The sequence below is a fragment of the Pedococcus bigeumensis genome (assembly GCF_039531795.1).
Classification (GTDB): domain Bacteria; phylum Actinomycetota; class Actinomycetes; order Actinomycetales; family Dermatophilaceae; genus Pedococcus; species Pedococcus bigeumensis.
Genome location: NZ_BAAAQS010000003.1, coordinates 478,798 through 502,151, shown reverse-complemented (window position 1 = coordinate 502,151; position 23,354 = coordinate 478,798). Strand labels below are relative to the sequence as shown.

Annotated in this window: 19 protein-coding genes and 1 tRNA gene; 9 read left to right on the top strand and 11 right to left on the bottom strand. The window is 72.6% G+C overall.

Translation table 11 applies throughout. The features are described from left to right. Positions 1-7: 7 nt before the first annotated feature. The 7 genes from pknB to ABD262_RS12955 are packed head-to-tail and all read right to left on the bottom strand — an operon-like array spanning position 8 to position 8,694. The gene (gene pknB, locus ABD262_RS12985) at positions 8-1,858 is read right to left on the bottom strand and encodes a Stk1 family PASTA domain-containing Ser/Thr kinase (protein ID WP_344136714.1); all 1,851 of its coding nucleotides are present in this window, start codon (positions 1,856-1,858) and stop codon (positions 8-10) included. Beyond that, the gene (locus tag ABD262_RS12980) at positions 1,855-3,174 is read right to left on the bottom strand and encodes a serine/threonine-protein kinase (RefSeq protein WP_344136711.1); all 1,320 of its coding nucleotides are present in this window, start codon (positions 3,172-3,174) and stop codon (positions 1,855-1,857) included. Before ABD262_RS12980 ends, pknB begins: the two co-directional genes overlap by 4 nt. Further along, on the bottom strand, positions 3,171-4,628 hold the full coding sequence (locus ABD262_RS12975) for a peptidoglycan D,D-transpeptidase FtsI family protein (protein WP_344136708.1): 1,458 nt from the start codon (positions 4,626-4,628) through the stop codon (positions 3,171-3,173). The genes ABD262_RS12980 and ABD262_RS12975 overlap by 4 nt, the downstream gene beginning before the upstream one ends. Further along, positions 4,625-6,001, bottom strand: a complete 1,377-nt coding sequence (locus tag ABD262_RS12970; protein WP_344136705.1) for an FtsW/RodA/SpoVE family cell cycle protein — start codon at positions 5,999-6,001, stop codon at positions 4,625-4,627. The genes ABD262_RS12975 and ABD262_RS12970 overlap by 4 nt, the downstream gene beginning before the upstream one ends. Further along, positions 5,998-7,329, bottom strand: a complete 1,332-nt coding sequence (locus tag ABD262_RS12965) for a PP2C family protein-serine/threonine phosphatase (RefSeq protein ID WP_344136702.1) — start codon at positions 7,327-7,329, stop codon at positions 5,998-6,000. Before ABD262_RS12965 ends, ABD262_RS12970 begins: the two co-directional genes overlap by 4 nt. 12 nt (positions 7,330-7,341) lie before the next feature. Continuing rightward, positions 7,342-7,851 carry an FHA domain-containing protein FhaB/FipA gene (locus tag ABD262_RS12960; RefSeq protein WP_344136699.1) on the bottom strand — a complete coding sequence of 170 codons (510 nt, stop codon included), beginning with the start codon at positions 7,849-7,851 and terminating at the stop codon, positions 7,342-7,344. Positions 7,852-7,860: 9 nt separating this feature from the next. Beyond that, positions 7,861-8,694: an FHA domain-containing protein gene (locus ABD262_RS12955; protein WP_344136696.1), complete on the bottom strand. Its 834-nt coding sequence runs from the start codon at positions 8,692-8,694 to the stop codon at positions 7,861-7,863. A gap of 250 nt (positions 8,695-8,944) precedes the next feature. Here ABD262_RS12955 and ABD262_RS12950 point away from each other — a divergent pair. After that, positions 8,945-9,027 (top strand) — tRNA-Leu (locus ABD262_RS12950). 61 nt (positions 9,028-9,088) lie between these two features. On the opposite strand, the gene ABD262_RS12945 is transcribed toward ABD262_RS12950, so the two are convergent. After that, positions 9,089-9,703, bottom strand: a complete 615-nt coding sequence (locus tag ABD262_RS12945) for a hypothetical protein (RefSeq protein WP_344136693.1) — start codon at positions 9,701-9,703, stop codon at positions 9,089-9,091. A 166-nt stretch (positions 9,704-9,869) separates the two neighbouring features. On the opposite strand from ABD262_RS12945, the gene ABD262_RS12940 reads away from it, so the two are divergent. The 3 genes from ABD262_RS12940 to ABD262_RS12930 all read left to right on the top strand — a co-directional run bounded on the left by ABD262_RS12940 (position 9,870) and on the right by ABD262_RS12930 (position 12,507). Beyond that, on the top strand, positions 9,870-10,805 hold the full coding sequence (locus tag ABD262_RS12940) for an alpha/beta hydrolase (RefSeq protein ID WP_344136690.1): 936 nt from the start codon (positions 9,870-9,872) through the stop codon (positions 10,803-10,805). Between the two features lie 119 nt (positions 10,806-10,924). Next, entirely contained in the window at positions 10,925-11,338 is a 414-nt protein-coding gene (locus ABD262_RS12935) for a YciI family protein (RefSeq protein ID WP_344136687.1), read from the top strand. Further along, positions 11,335-12,507, top strand: coding sequence for an RNA polymerase sigma factor (locus ABD262_RS12930; protein ID WP_425564860.1), 1,173 nt, complete (start codon positions 11,335-11,337; stop codon positions 12,505-12,507). Before ABD262_RS12935 ends, ABD262_RS12930 begins: the two co-directional genes overlap by 4 nt. Before the next feature lie 18 nt (positions 12,508-12,525). On the opposite strand, the gene ABD262_RS12925 is transcribed toward ABD262_RS12930, so the two are convergent. Continuing rightward, the gene (locus ABD262_RS12925; protein WP_344136685.1) at positions 12,526-13,248 is read right to left on the bottom strand and encodes a DUF6928 family protein; all 723 of its coding nucleotides are present in this window, start codon (positions 13,246-13,248) and stop codon (positions 12,526-12,528) included. Positions 13,249-13,345: 97 nt separating this feature from the next. Between ABD262_RS12925 and ABD262_RS12920 the strand changes: the two genes are divergently transcribed. Both ABD262_RS12920 and ABD262_RS12915 read left to right on the top strand, forming a co-directional pair. Continuing rightward, a complete protein-coding gene (locus tag ABD262_RS12920) occupies positions 13,346-15,451 on the top strand; it encodes an NAD(+) synthase (RefSeq protein WP_344136682.1) in 2,106 nt (701 codons plus the stop codon). Positions 15,452-15,507: 56 nt separating this feature from the next. Then, positions 15,508-15,879, top strand: a complete 372-nt coding sequence (locus ABD262_RS12915) for an MmcQ/YjbR family DNA-binding protein (protein WP_344136680.1) — start codon at positions 15,508-15,510, stop codon at positions 15,877-15,879. Here ABD262_RS12915 and ABD262_RS12910 read toward each other — a convergent pair. Further along, positions 15,863-16,369, bottom strand: coding sequence for a hypothetical protein (locus ABD262_RS12910; protein WP_344136677.1), 507 nt, complete (start codon positions 16,367-16,369; stop codon positions 15,863-15,865). The two genes, ABD262_RS12915 and ABD262_RS12910, sit on opposite strands and share 17 nt — an antisense overlap. A 395-nt stretch (positions 16,370-16,764) precedes the next feature. On the opposite strand from ABD262_RS12910, the gene ABD262_RS12905 reads away from it, so the two are divergent. The 3 genes from ABD262_RS12905 (at position 16,765) to ABD262_RS12895 (ending at position 22,569) form a co-directional block, all read left to right on the top strand. Further along, entirely contained in the window at positions 16,765-17,457 is a 693-nt protein-coding gene (locus ABD262_RS12905) for a hypothetical protein (RefSeq protein ID WP_344136674.1), read from the top strand. Positions 17,458-17,579: 122 nt separating this feature from the next. Continuing rightward, positions 17,580-19,004 carry an FAD-binding oxidoreductase gene (locus tag ABD262_RS12900; protein WP_344136671.1) on the top strand — a complete coding sequence of 475 codons (1,425 nt, stop codon included), beginning with the start codon at positions 17,580-17,582 and terminating at the stop codon, positions 19,002-19,004. Between the two features lie 220 nt (positions 19,005-19,224). Next, on the top strand, positions 19,225-22,569 hold the full coding sequence (locus ABD262_RS12895) for an ATP-binding protein (RefSeq protein ID WP_344136668.1): 3,345 nt from the start codon (positions 19,225-19,227) through the stop codon (positions 22,567-22,569). Positions 22,570-22,585: 16 nt separating this feature from the next. Here ABD262_RS12895 and ABD262_RS12890 read toward each other — a convergent pair whose 3' ends face one another. Further along, on the bottom strand, positions 22,586-23,305 hold the full coding sequence (locus tag ABD262_RS12890) for a hemerythrin domain-containing protein (protein WP_344136665.1): 720 nt from the start codon (positions 23,303-23,305) through the stop codon (positions 22,586-22,588). Between the last annotated feature and the right edge of the window lie 49 nt (positions 23,306-23,354).

Sequence of the window (23,354 nt, the reverse complement as noted above, 5' to 3'; positions counted from 1 at the left end):
TGGTCGGCTACGGAACGGTGGTGGGAACGGTGGTGGTGGTCGTCGTCGGCGGAGTCGTCGGTGCGGTGGTGGCCGTGGTCGGCGGCGTCGTCGGGGTCTGCACCGGCGGAGGCGGCTGGGCGATGGTGAGGGTGATCGTCGACCCGTCCTCGACCTTGGTCCTGGCCTTGATGCTCTGCTTGAGCACGGTGTTCTCGGTCTCCGTGCTGTCGACGTAGGTCGTCTTCACGCTGAGCCCGAGCTCCCCGAGGATGTCGGCCGCCTCGTTGCGGGTCTTGCCCACGACGTCGGGCACGGTCACCTTGCCGGAGGAGACGTTGAGGTTGACGGCGGATCCCACCGCGACGTCCTCGCCCGCGCCGGGCGACGTCGTGAAGACCTTGCCCTTGTCCAGACCGGTGTCGTCGACCTGCTTGACCGTGCCGACCTTGAGGTCGAGGGCCGCGAGCCGGGCGGTGGCCTCGTCCTGGGTGAAGCCCTTGAGGTCGGGCAGCTCCACCGTGTCGGGACCGCTCGAGACGCTGATGCCCACCTGGCTTCCGCTGGCGACCATCTCGTTGGCGCCCGGGTTCTGGTCGACGACCACGCCGATGTCCTTGGCACTGGCGACCTGGGTCGCCTCGGGCACCAGCCCGACCGCCCTGAGCTTCGCCTCGGCGGCGGCCTGCGGCAGGTCGATCACCGTGGGCACGGCCACCTTGGGTGCGTCCGTCGGCGGTCGGTCGAGCAGCGCCTTGCCGGCCACGCCGAGCAGCACGAGGGCACCGAGGACCGCCAGCACGAGGAGGAAGTAGGCCAGCCCGCGCCGCTTGCGCGGCTCGTCGTCGGGGTCGTGCCCGATGGCGGGCAGGCTGGCGGTGTTGGAGCCGACCGGGTCCCGCGGCCCGTCGAACCCGCCGGTGGTGGCGAGCACGGTGGTCGCGGCAGCCGGCGTGGTGGCAGCCATCGCGACGGTGAGGTCGGCGGCGCTCCCGGCGGTGCCGCGCGCGGCGTCGCTGATCGGGCGCCCGAGCCGCGCGGCCTGGACGTCGGCGCGGAACGCCGTGGCGTCCTGGTAGCGGGCCTCGCGGTCCTTGGCGAGGGAGTGCAGGACGACGGCGTCGAGCGCCGGGTCGACAGCGGGATTGAGGGTGGACGGCCGGGGCGGCGGCTGACCCACGTGCTGGTAGGCGATGGCGACCGGTGAGTCGGCCTGGAACGGCGGGCGGCCGGTGAGCAGCTCGAAGAGGAGGCAACCGGTGGAGTAGAGGTCGGAGCGCGCGTCGACGTGGTGGCCCTGGGCCTGCTCCGGCGAGAGGTACTGGGCGGTGCCGATGACCGCCTGCGTCTGCGTCATGGTGGCGTTGGCGTCGGCGACGGCCCGGGCGATGCCGAAGTCCATCACCTTGATCTGGCCCTGGGGCCCGATCATCACGTTCGCCGGCTTGATGTCGCGGTGCACGATCCCCATGCGGTGGCTGTACGCCAGCGCGTCGAGCACCCCTTCGGTGATCCGGGCGGCCTCCGCCGGGTCGAGCGGCGAGCTGGCGTTGAGCAGCTCGCGCAGGGTGCGCCCCTCGACGTACTCCATGACGATGAACGGGACGGGGACGGAGGCGCCACCTGACTCGACGGCGTGGTCCTCGCCCGAGTCGTAGACCGCGACGATCGAGGCGTGGTTGAGGCCGGCGGCCGACTGGGCCTCGCGGCGGAAACGGTTGAGGAACTGGGTGTCGCGGGCCAGGTCGGACCGCAGCATCTTGATCGCGACGGGGCGCGAGAGCCGGGTGTCGTGACCGAGGTGGACCTCGGCCATCCCGCCCCGGCCGAGCAGCTCCCCGACTTCGTAGCGGCCCCCGAGCAGACGTGGTGCGGTCACTTCTTCCTTCCCCCCTTGCCCTTGCCGCCGCCCTTGGGGTGCGCGGGCTTGGGCGAGACCTTGACTGCGGTGCTGGTGCGCGACGCCGTGGCCCTGGAGGTGGTGGCCGACGGTGTCGGTGGCTGGGTGGTCGTCACCGGCGTGGTCGCGGGCGTCGTCGACGGTTCGGTCCCGGCCGGTGGCCGCGCGGATCCCCCGCCGCCCAGGGCGATCGCCGCGATCACGACCACGAGGACGATGGCCGCCGCGGCGACGGGGATCAGCCAGGCCGGGCGCCGGGTGTCGTGCTCGCTGGGCTCGTGCTCGACGGTGTCTGGGTCGACGGTGTCGTGGTGCACGGGGTCGGCGGTGGCGGGGGTGTCCGCGAGGGCGACCCCGAGGGGTGCCGAGGTGGGGATGACGGAGGTCGGCAGGGGCGCGTCGGGGGCGAGGTCCAACGGGACCCCCACGATGGTCGGCGTGACCGCGGCCTCTGCGCCGGCCCGCAGGTGCTCGGGCACCTGGCCGGCCGGGAGGCGCAGCGCGTCGGCGAACTCGGCGGCGCTCTGGGGGCGCTGCGACGGGTCCTTCGCCAGCGCCGCCATGACGGTCGTGCGCAACGGCTCCTCGACGTCGCCGGAGAGCTGCGGGGCGGGCTGGCTGACGTGGGCGAGGGCGGTGGCCACCATCGACTCACCGGAGAACGGCCGCTCTCCGGTGATCATCTCGTAGCCGACGACCGCCAGCGCGTAGACATCGCTCAGGGGCCCGGCCTGCGCGCCCTTGGCCTGCTCGGGGGCGAGGTAGTGCGGAGTGCCCAGGACCTCACCGGTCTGTGTCAGCGAGGCCTCGCCGAGGGCGCGGGCGATGCCGAAGTCGGTGAGCTTGGCGTAGCCCTGGGGGTCCACGACGATGTTGGCGGGCTTGACGTCGCGGTGCACGACTCCCGCGTCGTGGGCGGCCTGCAGGGCCAGGGCGGTCTGGTGGAGGATCTCGGTGACCTCGGCCTGGGGCAGCGGCGCGCGCTCGTTGATCAGGCTCGACAGCGGCTCCCCGGTCATGAGCTCCATGACGAGGAAGGCCTGGCCGTCGTGCTCGCCGAAGTCGTGGACCGTGCCGACGTTGGGATGGGACAGCTGGCTGCTGAGCCGGGCCTCCGAGCGGAAGCGCTCGACGAAGCCTTCGTCCTGGGCGCTGTCGGGCAGCAGCACCTTGACCGCGACGTCCCGGTCGAGGGTCTCGTCGTGGGCGCGCCACACCTCGCCCATGCCGCCGGCGGCGATGCGCTCGACCAGTCGGTAGCGGTCTCCGACGAGGTCGTCGGCTGTGTAGGTCATCGGCCCAGCACCGCTTCCATGACGGCCTTGGCGATCGGCGCGGCGACCCGGCCCCCCGCAGCCTCGTTGCCGGCGTTCCCGCCGTCCTCCACGACGACCGCAACCGCGACCTTCGGGTCGTTCGACGGGGCGAACCCGGTGAACCAGGCGTGCGGGGGCTTGCCCTTCTGGTGCTGGGCGGTGCCGGTCTTGCCGGCCACGTCGATCCCGCTGATCTGGGCGGCCCGGCCGGTGCCGCTCTTGACGACGGCCTCCATCATGCGGGTCAGGGCCGCGGCGGTGTCGGCGGAGACGGCCTGCGAGAGCTGCTCGGGCTGGGGCTCGTCGATGACCTCGAGGTCGGACGACGTCACCTTCTTGACCAGGTGCGGGCGCATGACCACGCCGTTGTTGGCGATCGCGGCGGAGATCATCGCCACCTGCAGGGGCGTGACCCGCACGTCGTACTGCCCGATCGCCGACTGGGCGAGCTGGGGCTGGTTGAGCTCGGCGGGCACCGAGCTGGGCGTGACCGACATCGGGATCTGCAACCGGTCACCCATCCCGAACTTGGCGGCCTGGGCCTGGAAGTCGTTGGCGCCGACCTGCATGCCCAGCCAGCCGAAGGCGGTGTTGCACGAGATCTCGAGGGCGTGGGTCAGGGTCGTCTTGTTGTTGGGGCCGCAGCTGCCGCTGAAGTCGTTCGGGAGGTCGTTGTCGGTCTGGGGCAGGTCGAGCACGGCCGGGCCCGGGATCACGCTCTCCTCGGTGAACTTCCCGGACTCCAGCGCCGCAGCGGCGGTGACGACCTTGAAGGTCGAGCCCGGCGGGTAGAGGTTGCCGGCGATGGCCCGGTCGACCATCGGCTGGGTCGGGTCGGCGTTCAGCTTCTTCCACGCCGCGACGACCTTGTCGGTGTCGTGGCTGCTCAGCGAAGCCGGGTCGTAGGCCGGGTGGCTGACGAGCGCGAGGATCTCGCCGGTGGTGGGGTCGAGGGCGACGACAGCGCCGCGCTGGTTGCCCAGCTCCTTCTCGGCCGCGGCCTGCGCCTTGGCGTTGATGGTCAGCTCGACGCTCGCCCCGGTCTGCTCCTTGCCGGTGAGGATGTCGGAGACCCTGCGGTAGAAGAGCTTGTCGGACGACCCGGACAGCAGGTCGTTCTCGGCGCCCTCGATGCCGCCCCCCGCGCCGTAGGTGAAGGAGTAGTAGCCGGTCACGTGCGAGTAGAGCTCGCCCTGGGGGTAGGTGCGCAGCCACTTCAGCTCGTCGTCGGTGGCCGTGGACTTGGCGACCGGCTTGCCGCCGACCAGGATCTGGCCGCGCTCGCGCGCGTAGTTGGCGAGCAGCGTGCGGCGGTTCTCCGGGCGGTCCTGGAGCGACTTGGCCTGCACGAACTGGATGTAGGTCGTGGAGATGAGCAGCGCCGTGAACAGCATGGCCACGACGGTGGACAGGCGACGGATCGGGGAGTTCACCGGACCGCCACCACTTCGGTCCGGGCCTCGCCCGACGGGCTGGGTCCGCTCCGGACCTCCTCGACGGGTCGGCGGGCGACGTCGCTGATCCGCAGCAGCAGGGCGACGAGGGACCAGTTGGCGAGCAGGGAGGAGCCTCCGTAGGAGAGGAACGGCATCGTCAGCCCGGTCAGCGGGATGACCCGGGTGACGCCGCCGACGACGACGAAGCACTGCAGGGCCATCGAGAAGGCCAGTCCGCTGGCCAGCAGCTTGCCGAACCCGTCGCGCACGCCGAGAGCCGTCCGCAGGCCGCGCTCGACGAGGAGCACGTAGAGGACGAGCAGCGCGAACAGGCCGACCAGCCCCAGCTCCTCGCCGAAGCTCGGGAAGATGAAGTCGGACTCCGCGAAGTAGGTCAGGTCGGGACGCCCACGACCCAGGCCGGTGCCGAGGAGGCCACCGGCCGCCATACCCATCAGGCCCTTGGCGACCTGGTCGGACTGGTCGGGTGCGAAGGGGTCGAGCCACAGGTGCACGCGCGACTGGACGTGGCTGAACGCGAGGAAGGCGACGTAGGCGCCGCCGCAGAACAACGTCATGCCGATGGCGATCCACGAGGTGCGCTCGGTGGCGACGTAGAGCATCGAGACGAACAGGCCGAAGAGCAGGAGCGAGGAGCCGAGGTCCTTCTCGAAGACGAGCACGAGCAGGCTGAGCACCCACGCGACCACGATCGGGCCGAGGTCGCGACCACGCGGGAAGGTGAACCCGAGGACCTTGCGCCCAGCGAGGGACAGGGCGTCACGGGTCTGCACGAGGTAACCGGCGAAGAACACCGCGAGCACGATCTTGGCGACCTCACCCGGCTGGAAGGTGAACGGCCCCAGGCCGATCCAGATGCGGGAGCCGTTGACGGTGCGCCCGATCCCGGGCACCAGGGGGAGGATGAGCAGGCCGAAGCCGACCACCGCTGCGGTGAAGGTGTAGCGACGCAGCATCCGGTGGTCGCGCAGGAACCACAGGACCACGGCGGCGATCGCGACGGCGAGGGCGCTCCAGGTCAGCTGCCGCAGCGCCAGTCCCTCGGTGATGTCGCGACCCTCGGCGATGTCGAGCCGGTGGATCATCACCAGGCCGAGCCCGTTGAGCAGCGTGACGATCGGGAGCAGCAGCGGGTCGGCGTAGGCGGCCTTCCAGCGCAACAGCAGGTGGAAGGCGAGCGAGATGACGAGGAGCCCGGTGCCGTGGGTGACGAGTCCGGGCGGGAAGGCGCCGGAGACGGAGAGCCCGACGTTGACGTAGGCGAGCACCACGATCGCGACGGCGAGCAGCAGCAGCACCAGCTCGACGTTGCGGCGGGTGCGGGGGGCGACGCTGGAGACCGTCGTCATCGGGTGGTCGTGGACGACGGTGACGACGTCGTCGTGGTCGGGCTGGTCGTGGTCGACGGCGTGGTCGGCGTGCTGCCGCTGCCGGAGTCGTCACAGGTGGCGGGGCTGGCCGCACACCGCAGGGCCTCCGTGCGCAGCTGGCTCACGAGGGCCTCGGCGTCCTTGAGGGTGTCGGTCGACACGCGGTCCTCGACCTTGGCGCGGTAGAAGTCGGGGAGCTCGTCCACGCGGACGTCCGACTCGGACCTCACGTGCGAGAGCCTGATCGGACCGACGTCCTGCGTCACGCCCTGGTAGATGGCCACGTTGCCGGAGTGCGCCCCGACGAAGTACTGGCGCTGCGACCAGGTGTACGCGGCATACGCGCCACCACCGAGGACGATGAGCACGACCAGCAGCACGGCGATCCGGCGCAGCCAGCGTCCCGGCCCCGAGGCGGGACCTTCCTCGGCGAGGGTGACGTCGTCGTCGTCCGCGCCGGAGGCCTCGCGCGAGAGGGCCGCTGCCTTGGCGGCGGGCGTGACGGGGATGGGTCGGGTGCCCTTGGTGCGGGTGGCGGCGGCACCGACGATCTGGGGCTGCGTCGGCGGGGCGGCGCCCTTGGTGAGGTCGACGACGTCGCCGATGACGACGGTGACGTTGTCGGGTGCGCCGGCCTTCAGGGCCAGGTCGACCAGGCGGTCGGCCGTGGCGCCCGGGGGCTGCCCGGCCAGCACCATCTCGGCGATGGTGTCGCCCGCGACGTAGTCGGTGAGGCCGTCGGAGGCGATGAGGTAGCGGTCGCCGATGCGGGCCTCGCGGACCATCACGTCGGGCTCGTCGTCGTGCTGGCCGGTCAGCACGCGCGTCACCAGGGAGCGCTGCGGGTGGCCGATCGCCTCGTCCTCGGTGATCCGTCCCTCGTCGACGAGGCTCTGAACGAACGAGTGGTCCTTGGTGATCTGGGTCAGCTTGCCGTCACGGGCCAGGAAGGCGCGGGAGTCGCCGATGTGGGCCAGGACGAGCTTGTTGTGCGACCGCAGGATGGCGATCAGTGTCGTGCCCATCCCCTGCAGGCGGGGCTCGGCCTTGGACATCTCGGCCAGCTCGTCGTTGGCAGCCGAGATCCGTTGCAGGAGTGCGGTGCTCGCCTCGCTGCTGCCCAGCGCCTCGCCGTCGAGGTCGACCAGGGCGCCGATCACGGTGGACGACGCGATGTCACCACCGGCGTGACCGCCCATGCCGTCGGCCATCGCGAGCAGCCGGGGTCCGGCATAGCCCGAGTCCTGGTTCTCCGAACGGACCATGCCGACGTCGGAGCGTGCGGCGTAGTGGAAGGCGAAGGGCATCGTCGTCGCTGCCTATCGCCTGAGCTCGATGACGGTCTTGCCGATCCTCAGGGTGCTACCGGCCTCGACGCGGACCGGGCCGGTGAGGCGCTCGGTGCCGACGAAGGTGCCGTTGGTGGAGCCCAGGTCCTCGACGAACCACGCGTTGTCACGGTGGAAGATGCGCGCGTGCCGGCCACTGGCGAAGTCGTCCTCGAGGACCAGGGCACATTCGGGGTTGCGGCCGATGATCGTGCCGGCCTCGCGCAACGGCAGGCTGGTGCCGGTCAGGGCGCCCCCGGTGACGACGAGGGTCCGGGGAGCAGTCGAGTGCGGTTGCCGCTTGGGGCGCTTCTGGGCTGTGGCGGGCGCGGCGTCGCGAGACTCGCCCCGGCGGCCGGCGGGAGCCGGCTTGCGAGGGGTGCGGCTCACCACCCGGGTGCCGTAGAGGTCGCCCCGGAGCACGCCGGCGACGCTGAAGACGAAGATCCACAGGAGGACGAGGAGCCCGAGGCGGATGATCGTGAGAGTGAGCTCACTCATGCGTGGCCATCACCGCCGCCCGGCGCGGTAGATGACGGAGGTGCGCCCCACCGTGATCCGGTCCCCGTCGGACAGGCGCTGACTGGTGATGCGTTCGCTGTTGACGAACGTGCCGTTGGTCGACCCCATGTCGCGGATGCTCGCGACGAGGTGGGGGCCGTCGTTGGTCACCCGGATCTCGCTGTGCCGCCTGGAGATCCCGGGGTCGTCGAGGATGATGTCGGCGCTGTCGTCGCGACCGAGCACCGTCATGGCACCCATCAGCGGGTAGCGCTCGCCGTCGACGTCGAGCCACGGGCGGTCGGCGGGGTTGACCCGCCGTGGCGGGGCCGGCGGGGCCACCGGCGCCTGGCGCTGGGTCGCCTCGAGCCCGTCGTCGGCCGGCTCCGGTCGCGGCGCGACCGGAGCAGCGGGGCTGGGAGCCGGCGCGGCGGCATACCCCTCCTCGCCCCGCTTGGGCGTCGTGCCCGGGCGACGGGCGGTCGAGGTGCGCAGCCGGAAGACCCCGGTCTCGAGGTCGTTCGCGCTGGCGAAGTTGACCTGGAGCGGGCCGCCGGGCTGGTAGCGCTGCGACTCGGCGTGCTCCTGGGCGGCCGCGATGAGCTCGACCTCGAGCTCCTCGTCGTAGCCACCCAGGCGGTCGTAGTCGGTGTCGGAGAGCTCCACGGTGAAGAGGTTGGGCACGATCGTGCGGCCCTGTCCGAGGACCGCGGCGCGGTCGTCCATGGCGCGGCGGATCGCGGAGGCGATCTCCACCGGCTGCACCTCGGACTTGAAGGCGCGCGCGAAGGCCCCGTTGACGGCACGCTCGAGACGCTGCTCGACGCGGTCGAAAAGACCCATGGGTGCCACCTCCTCACGTGTTGCCCGGGCTCGGTCGGACATCGACCGGTCCTGTCTGGTCCACGATCGTAACGGGCTGGTCTGGGCAGGACGGTCACGCGCGCCGGGGAGAACCCCGCAGGAGGTGCTGCGCGGCCCGGTTGAGGACCGACGGGCGGTGGGTGGAGAGCAGCCGGGAGGTCGGTCGCGGGCCCCCGGGAGGCCGGTTTGGTGAATTCGGGGGGCGTCCGCCACAATTGGCCGGTCCCACGCGCGAGTGGCGGAACGGCAGACGCGCTGCGTTCAGGTCGCAGTGTCCGAAAGGGCGTGGGGGTTCAAATCCCCCCTCGCGCACGTGATCAGGAGGACCCCTCGACGAGCTCGTCGAGGGGTCCTCCTGCTTTCCCGGCTCGGGTCAGGTCAGCCCGTCACAGATCAGGGCATCGAGGTCGACCCCGGTGAACCTGTCGTGGACGCCGTGCATGACCGAGGGGGTCTCGTACTCCTGGCTCGGCACGTAGGTGACGGTGCCGGAGTCGCGGAAGGTCACGCCCTCGCCGGGGACCCGCAGCTTCAGCGCCGAGCCGGTCTCGGTGAGCACTCGTTGGGCCAGGTCACCCGGGACCGGGTAGACGTAGTGCTTGTGCCAGTCGCCCGACAGGAACACGGCCGGCCCCTCGCCCGTGGCTGAGAGCGTCAGCCGGTCCGCGGGGAAGTTCGTCTGGATCGAGGTCTTGAGGGCCCGGCCCTGGAGGTCGTGCCAGCGGATGAACTTGGAACGCTGGACGCCCGTCACGTAGACATCCTTCCCGCTGCACTGTAGGCCGATCGCCTCGTTCGTGTACGCGAGGTCCTGCAGACCGGTGCAGGTGATGCCGGTGCCGGCCACGATGCACGTCCACGGTGCGTAGTCCGGGTTCAGGGTGGGTGTCATGGTGGCGGGGTCGACGGTGTGCGGCGACTGGGCCATCGCCGGTCCTGCCAGCAGAGTCAGTGCAGCCGTGACGGCTGCCACCGCGATGCGCTTCATGGTTCCCCCGTTGAGTGTGCGTTCGCCGGTCGGCCACCTCAGCGTCGCGGTCGGCCGCGACGGGGTCAATGACGCATCCGGGGGGTTGACACACCACCCGGCGGCCGGCTCCGGGGATCCGGACGGTGCCGGCACGCGGAGCCCACCGCGCCGCTATCGTCGCCCCATGCAGTCCAGCAGCTTCACCCTGGCCACCCCCGACGGCACCCAGCTGCACGTGAACCGGTGGCTGCCCGACGGCCCGCCCAAGGCCGTGGTCCAGGTCGCGCACGGGATGGCGGAGCACTCCGACCGATACGCGCGGTTCGCCGAGCGGCTCACTGCAGCCGGGTATGCCGTCTACGCCAGTGACCACCGCGGCCACGGCTCCACGGCGCGCACCTCCGGGGACGCGGGCTACTTCGCCGACGACCACGGCTTCGACACCGTGGTCGACGACCTGCACCTCGTGAGCGACCACGCCCGCGAGGAGAACCCGGGTCTGCCGTTCTTCCTCTTCGGGCACAGCATGGGGTCCTTCCTCAGCCGCTCGTACGCCGCCCGGTTCGGGGCCGACCTCGACGGACTGGTGCTGTCCGGCACCGCCGGCGATCCGGGTGCGCTCGGCAAGGTGGGGCTCGCGCTCGCCACCGCCCAGGCGCGGCTGCGCGGTCGCCGCCACACCAGCGGCCTGATGGACCAGCTGACGTTCGGCCAGTACAACTCCGCGTTCAAGCCCAACCGCACGAAGTTCGACTGGCTCTCCCGGGACGAGGCCGAGGTCGACAAGTACGTCGCCGACGAGCGCTGCGGAAACGTCTTCACGAGCGGGTTCTTCGCGGACCTGCTGGGCGGGCTCGGCGCCATCAACACCGACGCCCTGGCGTCCCGCGTGCCCAAGGACCTGCCGATCTTCCTGTTCTCCGGAGGGCTCGACCCGGTGGGCGAGAAGGGCAAGGGCCCGACGGCCGTGGCCGAGCAGTACCGCCGCCTCGGCAGCGCGGACGTCACGCTCAAGCTCTGGCCGCAGGGGCGGCACGAGATGCTGAACGAGATCAACCGGGACGAGGTCATGGACTCGGTCGTCGCCTGGCTCGACGCCCATCTCCCCGCGCAGGGCTGAGGCAACGCGGCATACCGGAGGCTCGACGCCCCCTGCCTGGCTGATGTCGAGAACCGGCTGACGGCTCCGTCCTCGGGGTGATGGCGGCCAGAATGGCCGACACGGACCGAGGAGGAACCATGGCGAAGTACCTGTTGCTCAAGCACTACCAGGGTGGCCCGGAGCGCAGCCCCCAGGGCTGCATCCCGATGGACCAGTGGACGCCCCAGGAGATCACCGACCACATCAGCTTCATGCGCCACGTGGCCGACACGCTGGCCGAGCGGGGGGAGTTCGTCGACGCCGACGCCCTGTCGCCGGAGGGCACGTTCGTCCGGTTCGACGGCGAGGGCAGGCCGCCGGTGACCGACGGCCCGTTCGCGGAGACCAAGGACCTCATCGCCGGCTGGATGATCATCGACGTCGAGTCGCAGGAGCGCGCGCACGAGGCGGCGGCCTTCCTCTCGTCGGCCCCCGGACCGGGTGGGGTGCCCCTGCAGGAGTGGATCGAGGTGCGGCCCTTCATGTCCGAGCCGCCCACCGTCACGGAGTGACCGGGGTGCGCGGGGCGACCGGGCACCACCCCGAGGTGGAGGAGCTGCTCAAGCACCTCGGCCCGCAGGTGCTCGGCGTCCTCGTGCGCCGCGGAGACGACTTCGCCGCTGCCGAGGACGCCGTGCAGGAGGCGCTGGTCGAGGCGTTCCGGCGCTGGCCGGACGGGCTGCCGGACGACCCGAAGGCCTGGCTGGTGACCGTCGCCACGCGCAAGTACCTCGACATCGTGCGGTCCGAGGTGGCCCGGCGCCGCAGGGAGGAGCGGTTCCACGACGAGCCCGGACCCGGGGCCACCGAACAGGCCGACGACACCCTGCTCCTGCTCTTCCTGTCGTGTCACCCTGCCCTCTCGCCCGCGTCGGCCCTCGCGCTGACCCTCCGGGCGGTCGGCGGCCTCACCACGAAGCAGGTCGCCGAGGCCTACCTCGTGCCCGAGGCGACCATGGCCCAGCGGATCAGCCGGGCCAAGCGCACCCTCTCCGGTGAGCGACTCACCCAGCCGGGTGACCTGCGCACCGTCCTGCACGTCCTCTACCTGATCTTCAACGAGGGCTACGGCGGCGAGGTCGACCTGGCCGCCGAGGCGATCCGGCTGACCCGCCAGCTGGCGGCCGGCAGCGACGAGCCCGAGGTGCAGGGACTGCTGGCCCTGATGCTGCTGCACCACGCCCGCCGCGACTCACGTCGCACGGCCGCGGGTGAGCTGGTGCCGCTCGCCGAGCAGGACCGGTCGCTGTGGGACACCGGCCTCATCGCCGAGGGTGTCGACCTCCTCCAGCACGCGCTCGCCCGCGACCGGCTGGGCGAGTACCAGGCGCAGGCCGCCATCGCCGCCCTGCACGCCGACGCGCGGTCGGCCGAGGAGACCGACTGGACCCAGGTCCTCGAGTGGTACGACGAGCTCACCCGCCTCACCGACAGCCCGGTGGTGGCGCTCAACCGGGCGGTCGCGGTCGGCGAGGCCGACGGACCGCTGGCCGGCCTACGGGCCCTCGCCGCCGTCGACCCGGGCGTGCCGCGCCACGCCGCCGTCGCGGCATACCTCCACGAAAGGGCGGGCGACCTCGCCCGGGCGAGGGACCTGTATGCCGTGGCCGCCAGGGCGGCGACGAGCGCTGCGGAGCGCGACCACCTCACCCGACAGGCCGCCCGGCTGCGCGAGGGCTGACGGCCGAGGGGTCGGGCGTCAGCCGAAGAGGCGCCGGAGCAGTCCCTTGCGCGGTGCCGTGGTCGGCGCCGCGGGCGGTGGGGTGCCGGGCCGCTGGCGGGATGCCTCGACCCGGAACCCGTGCATCGGCACGTCGAACGGGTCGAGCAGGTCGCCGAGCCCGCGCTGGACGGCGTCGTCGGGCGCGCCCTCCCCGAAGCTGCCGAACATCCAGGCCATCGCTGCCTCACCGAGCTCCAACGGGTGGAACGGGTGGGGGTAGTCGTCGACCTCGGCGTGCTCCCCGTCCCAGTAGGGGACCTCGAACGGCAGTGGGTCGCCGACCGCGCCCTCGGTCACCTGCTGCGGGTCCGCGTCCGCGTAGATGTCGAGGGCGCGCACCGTGCGACCCGTCTCGTCGTGGACCTCGAACTGGCACAGGTCGACCACGCTGTGGATGTTGAGCTCCCACGACATCAGGCCGGCCGCCGCGGCAGCCGCCGCGAGGCGGTCCCGGTGTTCGCCCAGGACGGGACCACCGCCGAAGAGCGTCGTCGGACCGAAGGTCGCGACGTAGAGCTCTCCCTCGCCGGGGTAGCCGCCCTCGAACAGGTCGGCCGTCCCCAGTGGCTCACCGAGGACTCCCGGGAACCACCGTCGGGCGGCCTCCGCGGCGGCCCCGGCGCCACCCTCGTGGTGCGCGACCAGGTCGACGCGGGGCACGCCCGGCCCCACGGCATACAGCGACGTCTTGAAACCCATGTCCCCTCCATGACCGTGCGGGCTGACCCTCCCCACCTGCACCGACACCGTAGCGATCCGGGCCGGCCGTCGCGCGGTCTCTGACAGACTCGGAGCCATGGACCACGGGGCAGCACCCTCCACCTTCGCGTCGGCCTACCGCCACGGTTTCGCGCGGGTCGCCGCGTGCACCATCCCGGTGGCCGCCGGCGATCCCGCGCACAACGCCCAGACGATCGTGGAGCAGGTGCGCGGGCTGCACGAGGACGGTGTCGCGGTGGCGTTGTTCCCCGAGCTGAGCCTGTCGGGCTACGCCATCGACGACCTGCTGCTCCAGGACGTGCTGCTCGACGAGGTCGACCGCGCCGTCCTGACCGTGGCAGCCGCCACCGAGTCGCTGCTCCCGGTCGTCGTGGTGGGGGCGCCGCTGCGGCGCGGCAACCGGCTCTACAACTGCGCCGTCGTGATCCACCGGGGCAAGGTCCTCGGCGTGGTGCCGAAGTCGAACCTCCCCAACTACCGCGAGTTCTACGAGAAGCGGCACTTCGCGCCCGGCGACGACACCCGAGACGGGTTCCTCCATGCGCCGCACTGGCCGGGGGCCGACGAGGAGGGCGACCTCGCCTTCGGGCCCGACCTGCTCTTCGAGGCGTCCGACGTGCCGGGCCTGGTCGTCCACGTCGAGATCTGCGAGGACATGTGGGTCCCGGTGCCGCCGAGCGCCAAGGCCGCGCTCGCCGGCGCCACCGTGCTGCTCAACCTCTCGGCCTCCCCCATCACCGTCGGTCGCGCCGAGGACCGCCACCTGCTCGCGCGCTCCGCCAGCGCGCGGTGCAACGCCGCCTACCTGTATGCCGCCGCGTCGGCCGGGGAGTCCACCACCGACCTGTCGTGGGACGGCATGACGATGGTCTACGAGCTGGGTGACCTGCTCGGCGAGAGCGAGCGCTTCCCCGACGGGCCGCGCGCCACCGTCGTCGACGTCGACCTCGACCGGCTGCGTCAGGAGCGGCTCCGGCAGGGTTCCTTCGACGACAACCGCCGGGCCGAGGGCATCGACGCGCACGACGGCCGCGACTTCCGCACCACCGACTTCACCCTGCAGCCACCGACGGGCGACCTCGGGCTGCGCCGCAAGGTCGACCGCTTCCCGTTCGTCCCCGACGACGAGGCCAGGCTCGCGCTCGACTGCTACGAGGCCTACAACATCCAGGTCTCGGGTCTCGAGCAGCGGCTGCGCGCCATCGCCACCGACACCTGGCAGCCGCACATCGTGATCGGCGTCAGCGGGGGCCTCGACTCCACGCACGCGCTGATCGTCGCGGCCAAGGCGATGGACCGGCTCGGGCGCCCCCGCACCGACATCATCGGCTTCACGATGCCGGGGTTCGCGACCTCCGAGGGCACGAAGAGCAACGCCGTGCACCTCATGGAGTCGCTCGGCATCACGTGGGAGGAGCTCGACATCCGGCCTGCGGCCACCCAGATGCTCAAGGACCTGGGGCACCCATTCGGCCGCGGCGAGGAGGTCTACGACGTGACCTTCGAGAACGTCCAGGCCGGGTTGCGCACCGACTACCTCTTCCGGGCCGCCAACCAGCGCGGCGGCATCGTGCTCGGCACCGGCGACCTGTCGGAGCTCGCGCTCGGGTGGTGCACCTACGGCGTGGGCGACCAGATGTCGCACTACGGCGTCAACAGCGGCGTGCCGAAGACGTTGATGCAGCACCTGATCCGCTGGGTCGTCAGCAGCGGCCAGTTCGAGGGCGCGGTCAACGACACCCTCACCGAGATCCTCGACCAGGAGATCAGTCCCGAGCTGGTGCCGACCAGGGCGGGCGAGAAGATCCAGTCCACCGAGGACTCCGTCGGCCCCTACGCTCTGCAGGACTTCACGCTCTACCACGTGCTGCGGCGCGGCTACCGGCCGAGCAAGATCGCCTTCCTCGCCCTCCACGCCTGGTCCGACGCCGAGGTGGGCGACTGGCCAGCGGGGTATCCCGAGAGCCGCCGCACGGCCTACGACCTGGCCACCATCCGGCGGTGGATGGAGGTCTTCGTGCAGCGCTTCTTCAGCAACCAGTTCAAGCGCTCCGCGCTGCCCAACGGTCCGAAAGTCGTTGCGGGAGGGTCGCTCTCGCCCCGCGGCGACTGGCGTATGCCGTCCGACGTCACCGGGCGCGCGTGGCTCGAGGAGCTGCGCTCGGCCGTCCCGGAGGGCTGATCGGCGTAGGACCGCTGCACTACTGCGCTGTCGCCGCGCGGTGCGACAGTGGTGGGGTGGCAGTCACCGTCGAGGACGTCCGCCGGATCGCGGCGCCGCTGCCCCGCGCCTACGAGGTGCTGGTCCGCGACCGGGTGAAGTGGCGCGTCGGCAGCATCGTCTGGCTGGCGTTCTCCCGCGACGAGACGGAGCTCGGCTTCGCCTTCCCCCGCGAGGAGCGGGCGGCCCTCGTCGAGTCGGAGCCCGACGTGTTCTTCATGCCGGGGCAGGTCGACCTGCGCTACCAGTGGGTCGAGGCCTGGGCCGACGCGATCGACCTCGACCGCTTGCCCGAGCTGGTGCTGGACGCGTGGGCGATGGTCGTGCCCAAGTCCGTCTCGGCCCCCTACCTCGCGGAGCTCGGCGGCCGGCTCAGAGCTGACCGCTGACGATCCACTCGCAGGCCTGGTGGAACGCGTCCCACGGGTCGGTGCCGAGCGTGGTCGTGAACGAGCCGACGTGCCGGTTCTGCGGGTCGTGGAAGAGACCGGACCAGACCTCGCCGCGACCGGCAGCGGTCAGGGAGGCGCGACGCAGGAGGGTGCAGGACGAGATCTCGACGGCCATCGCGCCGGAGGGGTGCAGCTCGCGCTTCACGGTGAAGGCGTGGCCGAGCACGATGTCGGTGCACCGTGCGGCCTCGGCGGCCCGCGAACGCGCCCGGTCGTAGCCGGCCTGTCGCGAGTTGCCCAGCGACAGGGCGAGCGCGGAGCGCGCCGGTGACAGGTTGGCGACGCCGCGGGCCCGCTCGGCGTCCTCCCGAGCCGCCTCCCGCTCCATCCACGCGCGGGTGACGTCGGCGGCCAGCAGGTCGCGGGCGCCGGGCGACGCGTTGGCGACGTACCAGGCGTTGTCGTAGAGCCGTTCGATGACCGTCATGGCGGACCCCCTTGCACGAGCCAGATGGTGGTCCGGGAGGGGTCTGCGACGGCCTCTCCCGGTAGTCCCAGCGTGCGGCCGCCGGCGCTGCACCACATCCGACAGCAGGGGGCGGACGTTCTCCACCACGTGCACGAGACGAGCCTTGCGAATGCCGTGGTTTGGTTCCGGCAGCCCCGTGGCACGCGCGTCGGCGTGGCCGGATTTCTAGACGCTCGGACTAGTCCGAACCGAGGACACCAGGGGCCGGAGGCGATACAGCAGCGGGTGCAAGGAGCCGTGCAGGGAGCGGTGCGGAGACGGGGGGTGGCATCTGCCGCGCACCCGGCGCATAGTGGAAGTCGGGCCGGCGACGCGACCAGCGCGGAGCCACCAGGGCCCCCTCGGGAGGTGCCATGAGACGCGAGACAACCCTGCCAGAGCTGGTGCCGGTGCTGTCCGCGGGACGACACCGCAACCCGCGCAAGGGCGCCTGCTTCATGGAGATGGCCTCCTTCCTCGCCGGCGAGCGCTGGAGCGACCACCCGGCCTGCACCCACCCGTTGCTCGCCTCGCTGGCCCGGCTGGTCAACGACTCGCTGGGTGACGCCGACCGCGGGCGCCTGGTCACGCTGATCCCCGACGTCGTGGGGCTGACCGGGTCCGACCTCGACCTCGACCTCGCGATCGCCACCCGAGCGGCCGCGGCAGCCCTGCCGGTGGCTCCCGCCACCCGCCAGAACGTGCTCGCCGTCGGCCTGCTGACCGCCCAGCGGCTCGCGGCCGACCGCCCCGGGGTCCGCGACCTCGTCGACGACCTGGCCGGGGCGTCGTTCACCGCCGTCCCGGAGGCTCATGCCTGGGCCGTGCGCTACGCCCGGGACGCCGTCGTCAGCGAGCGCACCTACCGCCGCCAGACCGCGCCCCACACCGTCGCGTATGCCGTCGAGGGCATCGTCGTGGCCTGCGTCCCCGACGTCGCGGACCGCCTGGTGCACCTCCTGGAGCAAGTTGTGGCCGACGTGAGCGGTCGCGTCCAGCGTCCGCAGCCCGAGCCGGCCGGCCCCGTGGTGCCCTCTGCCGAGCGGGCGGAGTCCGTGACCGGGTAGGGGACCACCACCCCACAGCACGTGCTCACCGACTGACCCCAAGTCGGCACCAAGTGGTGCCCAAGCGGGTGGCTGCACCGTGTTCCGCACACCAACTGCCAGCGGAACAAGGAGTCACCCCGATGACCAGCACGACCAGCACCACCACCCCCACCAGCCTCCGCGCCGAGTCCCTGCGCGGGCTCTGCGACGGTGGGGTCCACCTCCCCGGCGACCCCGGGTACGACGCGGCTCGCCTGCCGTGGAACGCCGCCCTCGACCAGCGCCCGGCCGCCGTGGCCCAGCCGCGGACCGTCGCCCAGGTGCAGCAGGTGGTCCGGGCGGCCGCCGCGGCAGACCTGGGGGTCGCCCCGCAGAGCACCGGCCACAACGCGGGCCCCCTCGTCGCGCAGGGACTCGACGACGTCGTCGTGCTGCGCACCTCGGCGATGACCGGCGTGACCATCGACCCGGTGCGCCGGATCGCCCGCGTGGAGGGCGGCGCGCTGTGGATGCACGCCACCGAGCCGGCCGGCGACCACGGCCTGGCCGCCCTGCACGGCAGCTCCCCCGACGTCGGGATCGCCGGTTACTCCCTCGGGGGAGGCATCGGCTGGTACGCCCGCCGACTGGGCCTGGCCACCAACAGCCTCACCGCGGTCGAGCTCGTCACCGCTGACGGCGAGCACCTGCGCGCCGACTCGCACCGCAACGCCGAGCTGTTCTGGGCGCTGCGCGGGGGCGGTGGCAGCTTCGGCGTGGTCACCGCGCTCGAGTTCCGTCTCTACCCGATCGAGTCGGCCTACGCGGGCATGCTGATCTGGGACCGCGAGGTCGCGGAGCCGGTGCTGCGGCGCTGGGCCCAGTGGGCCCCCGGCGCCCCCGACGACGTCACCACGTCCTTCCGGATCCTCAACCTGCCCCCGGTCCCGGACATCCCCGAGATGCTCCGTGGTCGCTCGGTCGTCGTCATCGACGGAGCGGTCCTGGGGTCGGACGAGGCCGGGGCAGCGGCCATCGCCGACCTGCGGGCCCTGTCGCCGGAGATCGACACGTTCGGGCGGGTGCCCGCGCGGTCGCTGGTGCGGCTGCACATGGACCCCGAGGGACCCACGCCAGTCGTCTCCGACTCCGACATGCTCGGCGGGCTGCCCGACGAGGCAGTCGACGCCTTCCTGTCCGAGGTCGGGCCGGGCTCGACGTCGTCGCTGCTGATGGCCGAGCTGCGCCAGCTCGGTGGGGCCCTGGGCCGCGAGCACGAGGGTGGCGGCGCGTTGAAGAAGCTGGATGCCGAGTTCGTCACCTTCGCGGGGGCGATGGCCCTCACGCCCGAGATGGCCGCCCAGGGCGAGCACGACGCGCACCGCCTCACCAAGGTGCTGTCGCCGTGGGCCAACGGTCGCAGCTACCTCAACTTCGCCGAGAACGCCGTCGACCCCCGCACCGCCTACGACGAGCGGGCCTGGTTGCAGCTCAAGGGAATCCGCTCCGCAGTCGACCCGCACGGCCTGTTCGTGGGCAACCACCGGATCCCCCGGCTGGTCGAGCACGGTCGGGTCACCGACTGACCTCACCGCCCGGGGGGCCGGGGGAACCAGAGGGGGCTGGTATGCCGCGTGGCCACCACGCGGCATACCGGCCTGTCGTGGGGCGACGCGCAGCAGGAGCGCGGCGAGTGACCCGGGCCGAGTGGGTCGGCTGGCTGGACGCGGGAAGGCTGCGCCCCGGTCGTCCGGATCGCCCGAAAGCACGAGTGGGAACCCGCCGCTCGCGCGTACCCTCGGGCGGGTGAGAGTGGGTGTCCTCGGTGCCGTGCAGGCGTCCCTGGGCGACGGCCCCGTCGACCTGGGCACGCGCAAGCAGCGTGCCCTGGTGGCTGCCCTCGCGATGAACCACGGCCGGCCGGTGTCCGTCGACGCCCTGGTGGACATGCTGTGGCCCGAGGGAGGCCCTCCCGGGGTGAGTGGCACCCTGCAGGCCTACGTCGCGGGGCTGCGGCGCGCGCTCGAGCCCGACCGGGCGGCCCGCGCGCCGTCGACCGTCCTGGTGACCGTCGCGCCGGGGTACGCCCTGCGGGTCGACGACGACGCGCTCGACGCGGCCCGCTTCGACCGGGCGGTCAGCCGGGCCCACCGGCGGATCGGACAGCTGGCCGGGCTGCACGAGCCGAGTGGTCTCTCGCAGGAGGAGCTCACGGCCGTCGTCGCCGAGCTGGACGAGGCCCTGGCCCTCTGGCGCGGCACCCCCTACCTCGAGCTGGACGACGCGCCCTCCGCGGTCGCGGAGCGGGCCCGGCTCGAGGAGCTGCGCGTCGTCGCCCTTGAGGACCGTGCGGTCGCGTCGCTCGAGCTGGGCCAGCACGCGACGGTGGCCGGCGAGCTCGAGTCGCTCACCACGGCATACCCGCTGCGCGAGCGGTTGTGGGGGCTGCGGGCCCTGGCCCTGACCCGGGCCGGCCGCCAGGCCGAGGCCCTCGAGACGTTGCGCGAGGTGCGCGACGTGCTGGCCGACGAGCTCGGCCTCGAGCCGGGGCAGGAGCTGCGCGACCTCCAGTCGGCCGTGCTGCGCCAGGACCCCAGCCTCGACTGGCAGCCGGGGACGCCCCTCCCTGCTCCCGAGCCGGCCCGCGCGCCGGCCACGACCCGCATCCAGTCGTTCGTCCCGACCCTGCCGCCGTGGCCGCTGGTCGGGCGCGACGACCAGCTGGCCGACCTGGTCGGAGCGCTCGAGCAGGCCGAGTCGGGGTCGGTGGCCCTGGCGGCGCTGGTCGGCGAGCCGGGGATCGGCAAGAGCCGGCTGGCCGGCGAGCTGGCCAAGGTGGCCGGGGAGCGCGGCGCCACGGTGCTGCTCGGCAGGTGCTCGCAGGACGACGGCGCCCCGCCCCTGTGGCCGTGGCAACAGGTCTTGCGGGCGCTGGGTCGTGACCTGCCCGAGGAGACCGAGGGCGACGAGGACGGCGGCGGCCGGTTCCGGACCTGGGAGGCGATCGCCGGTGCGGTGGCCGAGGCGGCCTCCGAACGCACCATCGTCGTGCTGCTCGACGACCTGCACTGGGCCGACGTCGCCTCGCTGCGGGTGCTGCGGCTGCTCGGCGAGACGGTGCAGCAGGGCCGGCTGCTGGTGCTCGGCACCTGGCGCAGCCACCCCGAACCCACCGACGCCCTCCTCGACGCGGTCGAGACCTTCGCCCGGCGGCACGCCGTGCGCCTCGACCTGCAAGGGCTCAGCGCCGACGACGCGTCACGGGTGGTGGAGGCGGTCAGCGAGTCGACGCCGTCCGACGGCGAGGCCCGGGCGCTGCGGCAGCGCACCGACGGCAACCCCTTCTTCCTCGTCGAGTACGCCCGCCTGGCCCGTGAGGGCGGCGACCTGTCCGGCCTGGTCGCGGAGGCGCACCCGCCGGCCGCGGTCCACGACGTCCTGACCCGCCGACTCCAACGGCTCCCGGAGGAGACGGTCTCGACCCTGCGGTGGGCCGCCCTGGTCGGGCGGCAGTTCGACCTCGCCACGCTGGCCGCGGTGTCGCGCCTCGACGAGGACGACCTGCTCGACCACCTCGACCCGGCGCTCGAGGCCGGGCTGGTCCGCGACGACGGCATCGACCGGTTCCTCTTCGGCCACGCCCTCGTGCGCGACACCATCTATGCCGCGATCCCCAGCACCCGCCGGGCCCGGGCGCACGCCCGGGTCGCCGAGGCCCTGTCGGGCACCGCGGGCCGCGAGAACGAGGTGGCGCGGCACTGGCTGTCGGCGGGCCCGGCCCACGCGGCGCGAGCCTGGCTGGCGTGCGTGCGGGCGGCGACCGTGGCGCGCCGGCTGCACGCCTACGAGGAGTCCGCCGACCTGCTCCGCTCCGCCCTCGACGCCCTGCCCGGTGACCCCGACGCCACCCTCGGCGAGCGCTACGACGTCCTGATGGACCTCGCGGACGCGCAGCGCTGGTCGGGCGACTGGGAGGGCCTGGTCGGCACCGCCGAGCAGGCCATCGCCGTCGCCGACGAGATCGGCGACGTCGTGCTGCTCGGCCGCGCTGCCACCGCGACCTCCGTGGGGGCACTCTGGCAGTCGGGGCCGCACGGCACGGTCAACGAGGTCGTCGTCGCGGCGCTGCGCAGGGTGCTGGAAGGCCTGCCGCCGGCTGACGGCGCGTTGCGGTGCCGGGTGATGCTCGCGCTCGCGCTCGAGATCTACTACGGCTCCACCTTCGAGGAACGCAGCGCGCTGGTGGAGGAAGGCATCGCGATGGCCCGGCGGATCGGCGACGACGCGCTCCTGCTCGACGCCTGCCAGCTCGCCTACGTCGCCCTCTGGCGGCAGTCGACCGCCGAGCTGCGCCGTGACCTGGTCAGTGAGGGGATGGAGCTGGCCCACCGCCTCGGCGACGAGCGCGCCTACGTCGTCACCACGACCCTGCGGGCGGTCGTCGCGGGTGAGCTCGGTCTGGTCGAGGAGATGTGGGAGCACGCCGTCGTGGCCCGGGACTGGGCCCGGCGGCTGCGGCTGCCCTACGGCCTGATCGTCCTCGACAGCCTGGAGCTGCCGTGGCTGGCGATGGCCGGGCGGTTCGAGGAGTGCGAGCGCAGGATGGCCGACATCGTGCGCCTCGACCAGGAGATGGCGCTCGGCCAGACCGAGGACGCGACCGCCGGGGCGCTGATGTCGCTGCGGCTGTGGCAGGGACGCTCCGACGAGGTCACGCCGATCCTCGAGCAGTTCGCCGAGCACAGCGTGCTGCCGGTGACCTCGACGATGCTGGTGTTCTGGCTGCGGGCGGGTGAGGTCGACCAGGCTCGGGCGTATGCCGCGACGCACCCCGTGCGGGTGGACGACGACGACTGGTTCTCGATGCTCAACTGGTGCGCGGCAGCCGAGGCGGCGCTGGGGCTGGACGACCACGCGCTGGCCTCCGCGGCATACGACCGCCTGGCTCCGTTCGCCGGGCACTCGTGCTCGGCGGGGTCGGGCAACGCGATGGGTCCGGCCGACGCGTTCCTCGCGCTCGCGGCCGTGGCGGTCGGCGAGCGCGAGCTGGCTGCCCGGCACGCCGACCGCGCGCTGGAGCTGTGTGAGCAGTGGCAGATCCCGCTGGCCGCGCAGTGGCTGCGCGACCAGCGGGAGCGCTACTCGTTCTGACCGTGCCGGCGGCTGCTCAGTCGAGGTAGCGGAAGGCGAGCGCCTCCCGCCGCTCGAAGCCCCGTCGGGTGAGCAGCCACAGGATGTGGTTCGGCCGCCCGGTCTTCGCGAACACCTGCCGGCGCAGCGGTCCCGGCACGTCGTGGGCCGCCCACGGCACGAGTGCGAGCACCTTCGCGAAGGTCACGTCCTTGCGGAAGTGCTCCTCCTCGACCTGCTCCCACTCCTCGTTCGTCATCACCCGCTGGATGAGGGCGATCGCCTCGGCCTCCTCGTGCCGCAGGTGGCGGCCGAGGCTCTCGCGGGCGGCGCAGAGCCGCACCGCCAGCGCAGCCCGGGCGTCCTCGTCGGCGTGCTGCGCGAGCCGCTCGAACCCGGCGGCGCACGCCCCCAGGATCGGGTCGATCTCGGCGTGCTCGGCCTCCATCGCCTCGAGGACCCGGCGCTCCGCCGCGTCGGCCCGGTCGAGGAGGGTCGGCCAGAGACCGGCGTCCTCGCCCGAGTGGTGGTGGTGCAGCACCTCGGCGAACAGCTCCCAGCGGGCGGCGAGGGCGCGCCAGGTGCTGCGCGCCTCGACGGGGGTGGCGCTCGCCGCGGCGGCGAAGGCCGCCAGGTCGCGGCGGAAGCCGTGGTGCATCACGTACATCATCGTCATGTCGACCGGGCCCGGGTGGGCCGCGGTCTGGCCGGGGAAGGTGAGCTGCTCCGGCCAGAGCGTGGTGGCAGTGGTGGTCATGGTCAGACGCCTTTCAGGTCAGTGGTTGCGAGTCGGTGGTTGCGAGTCG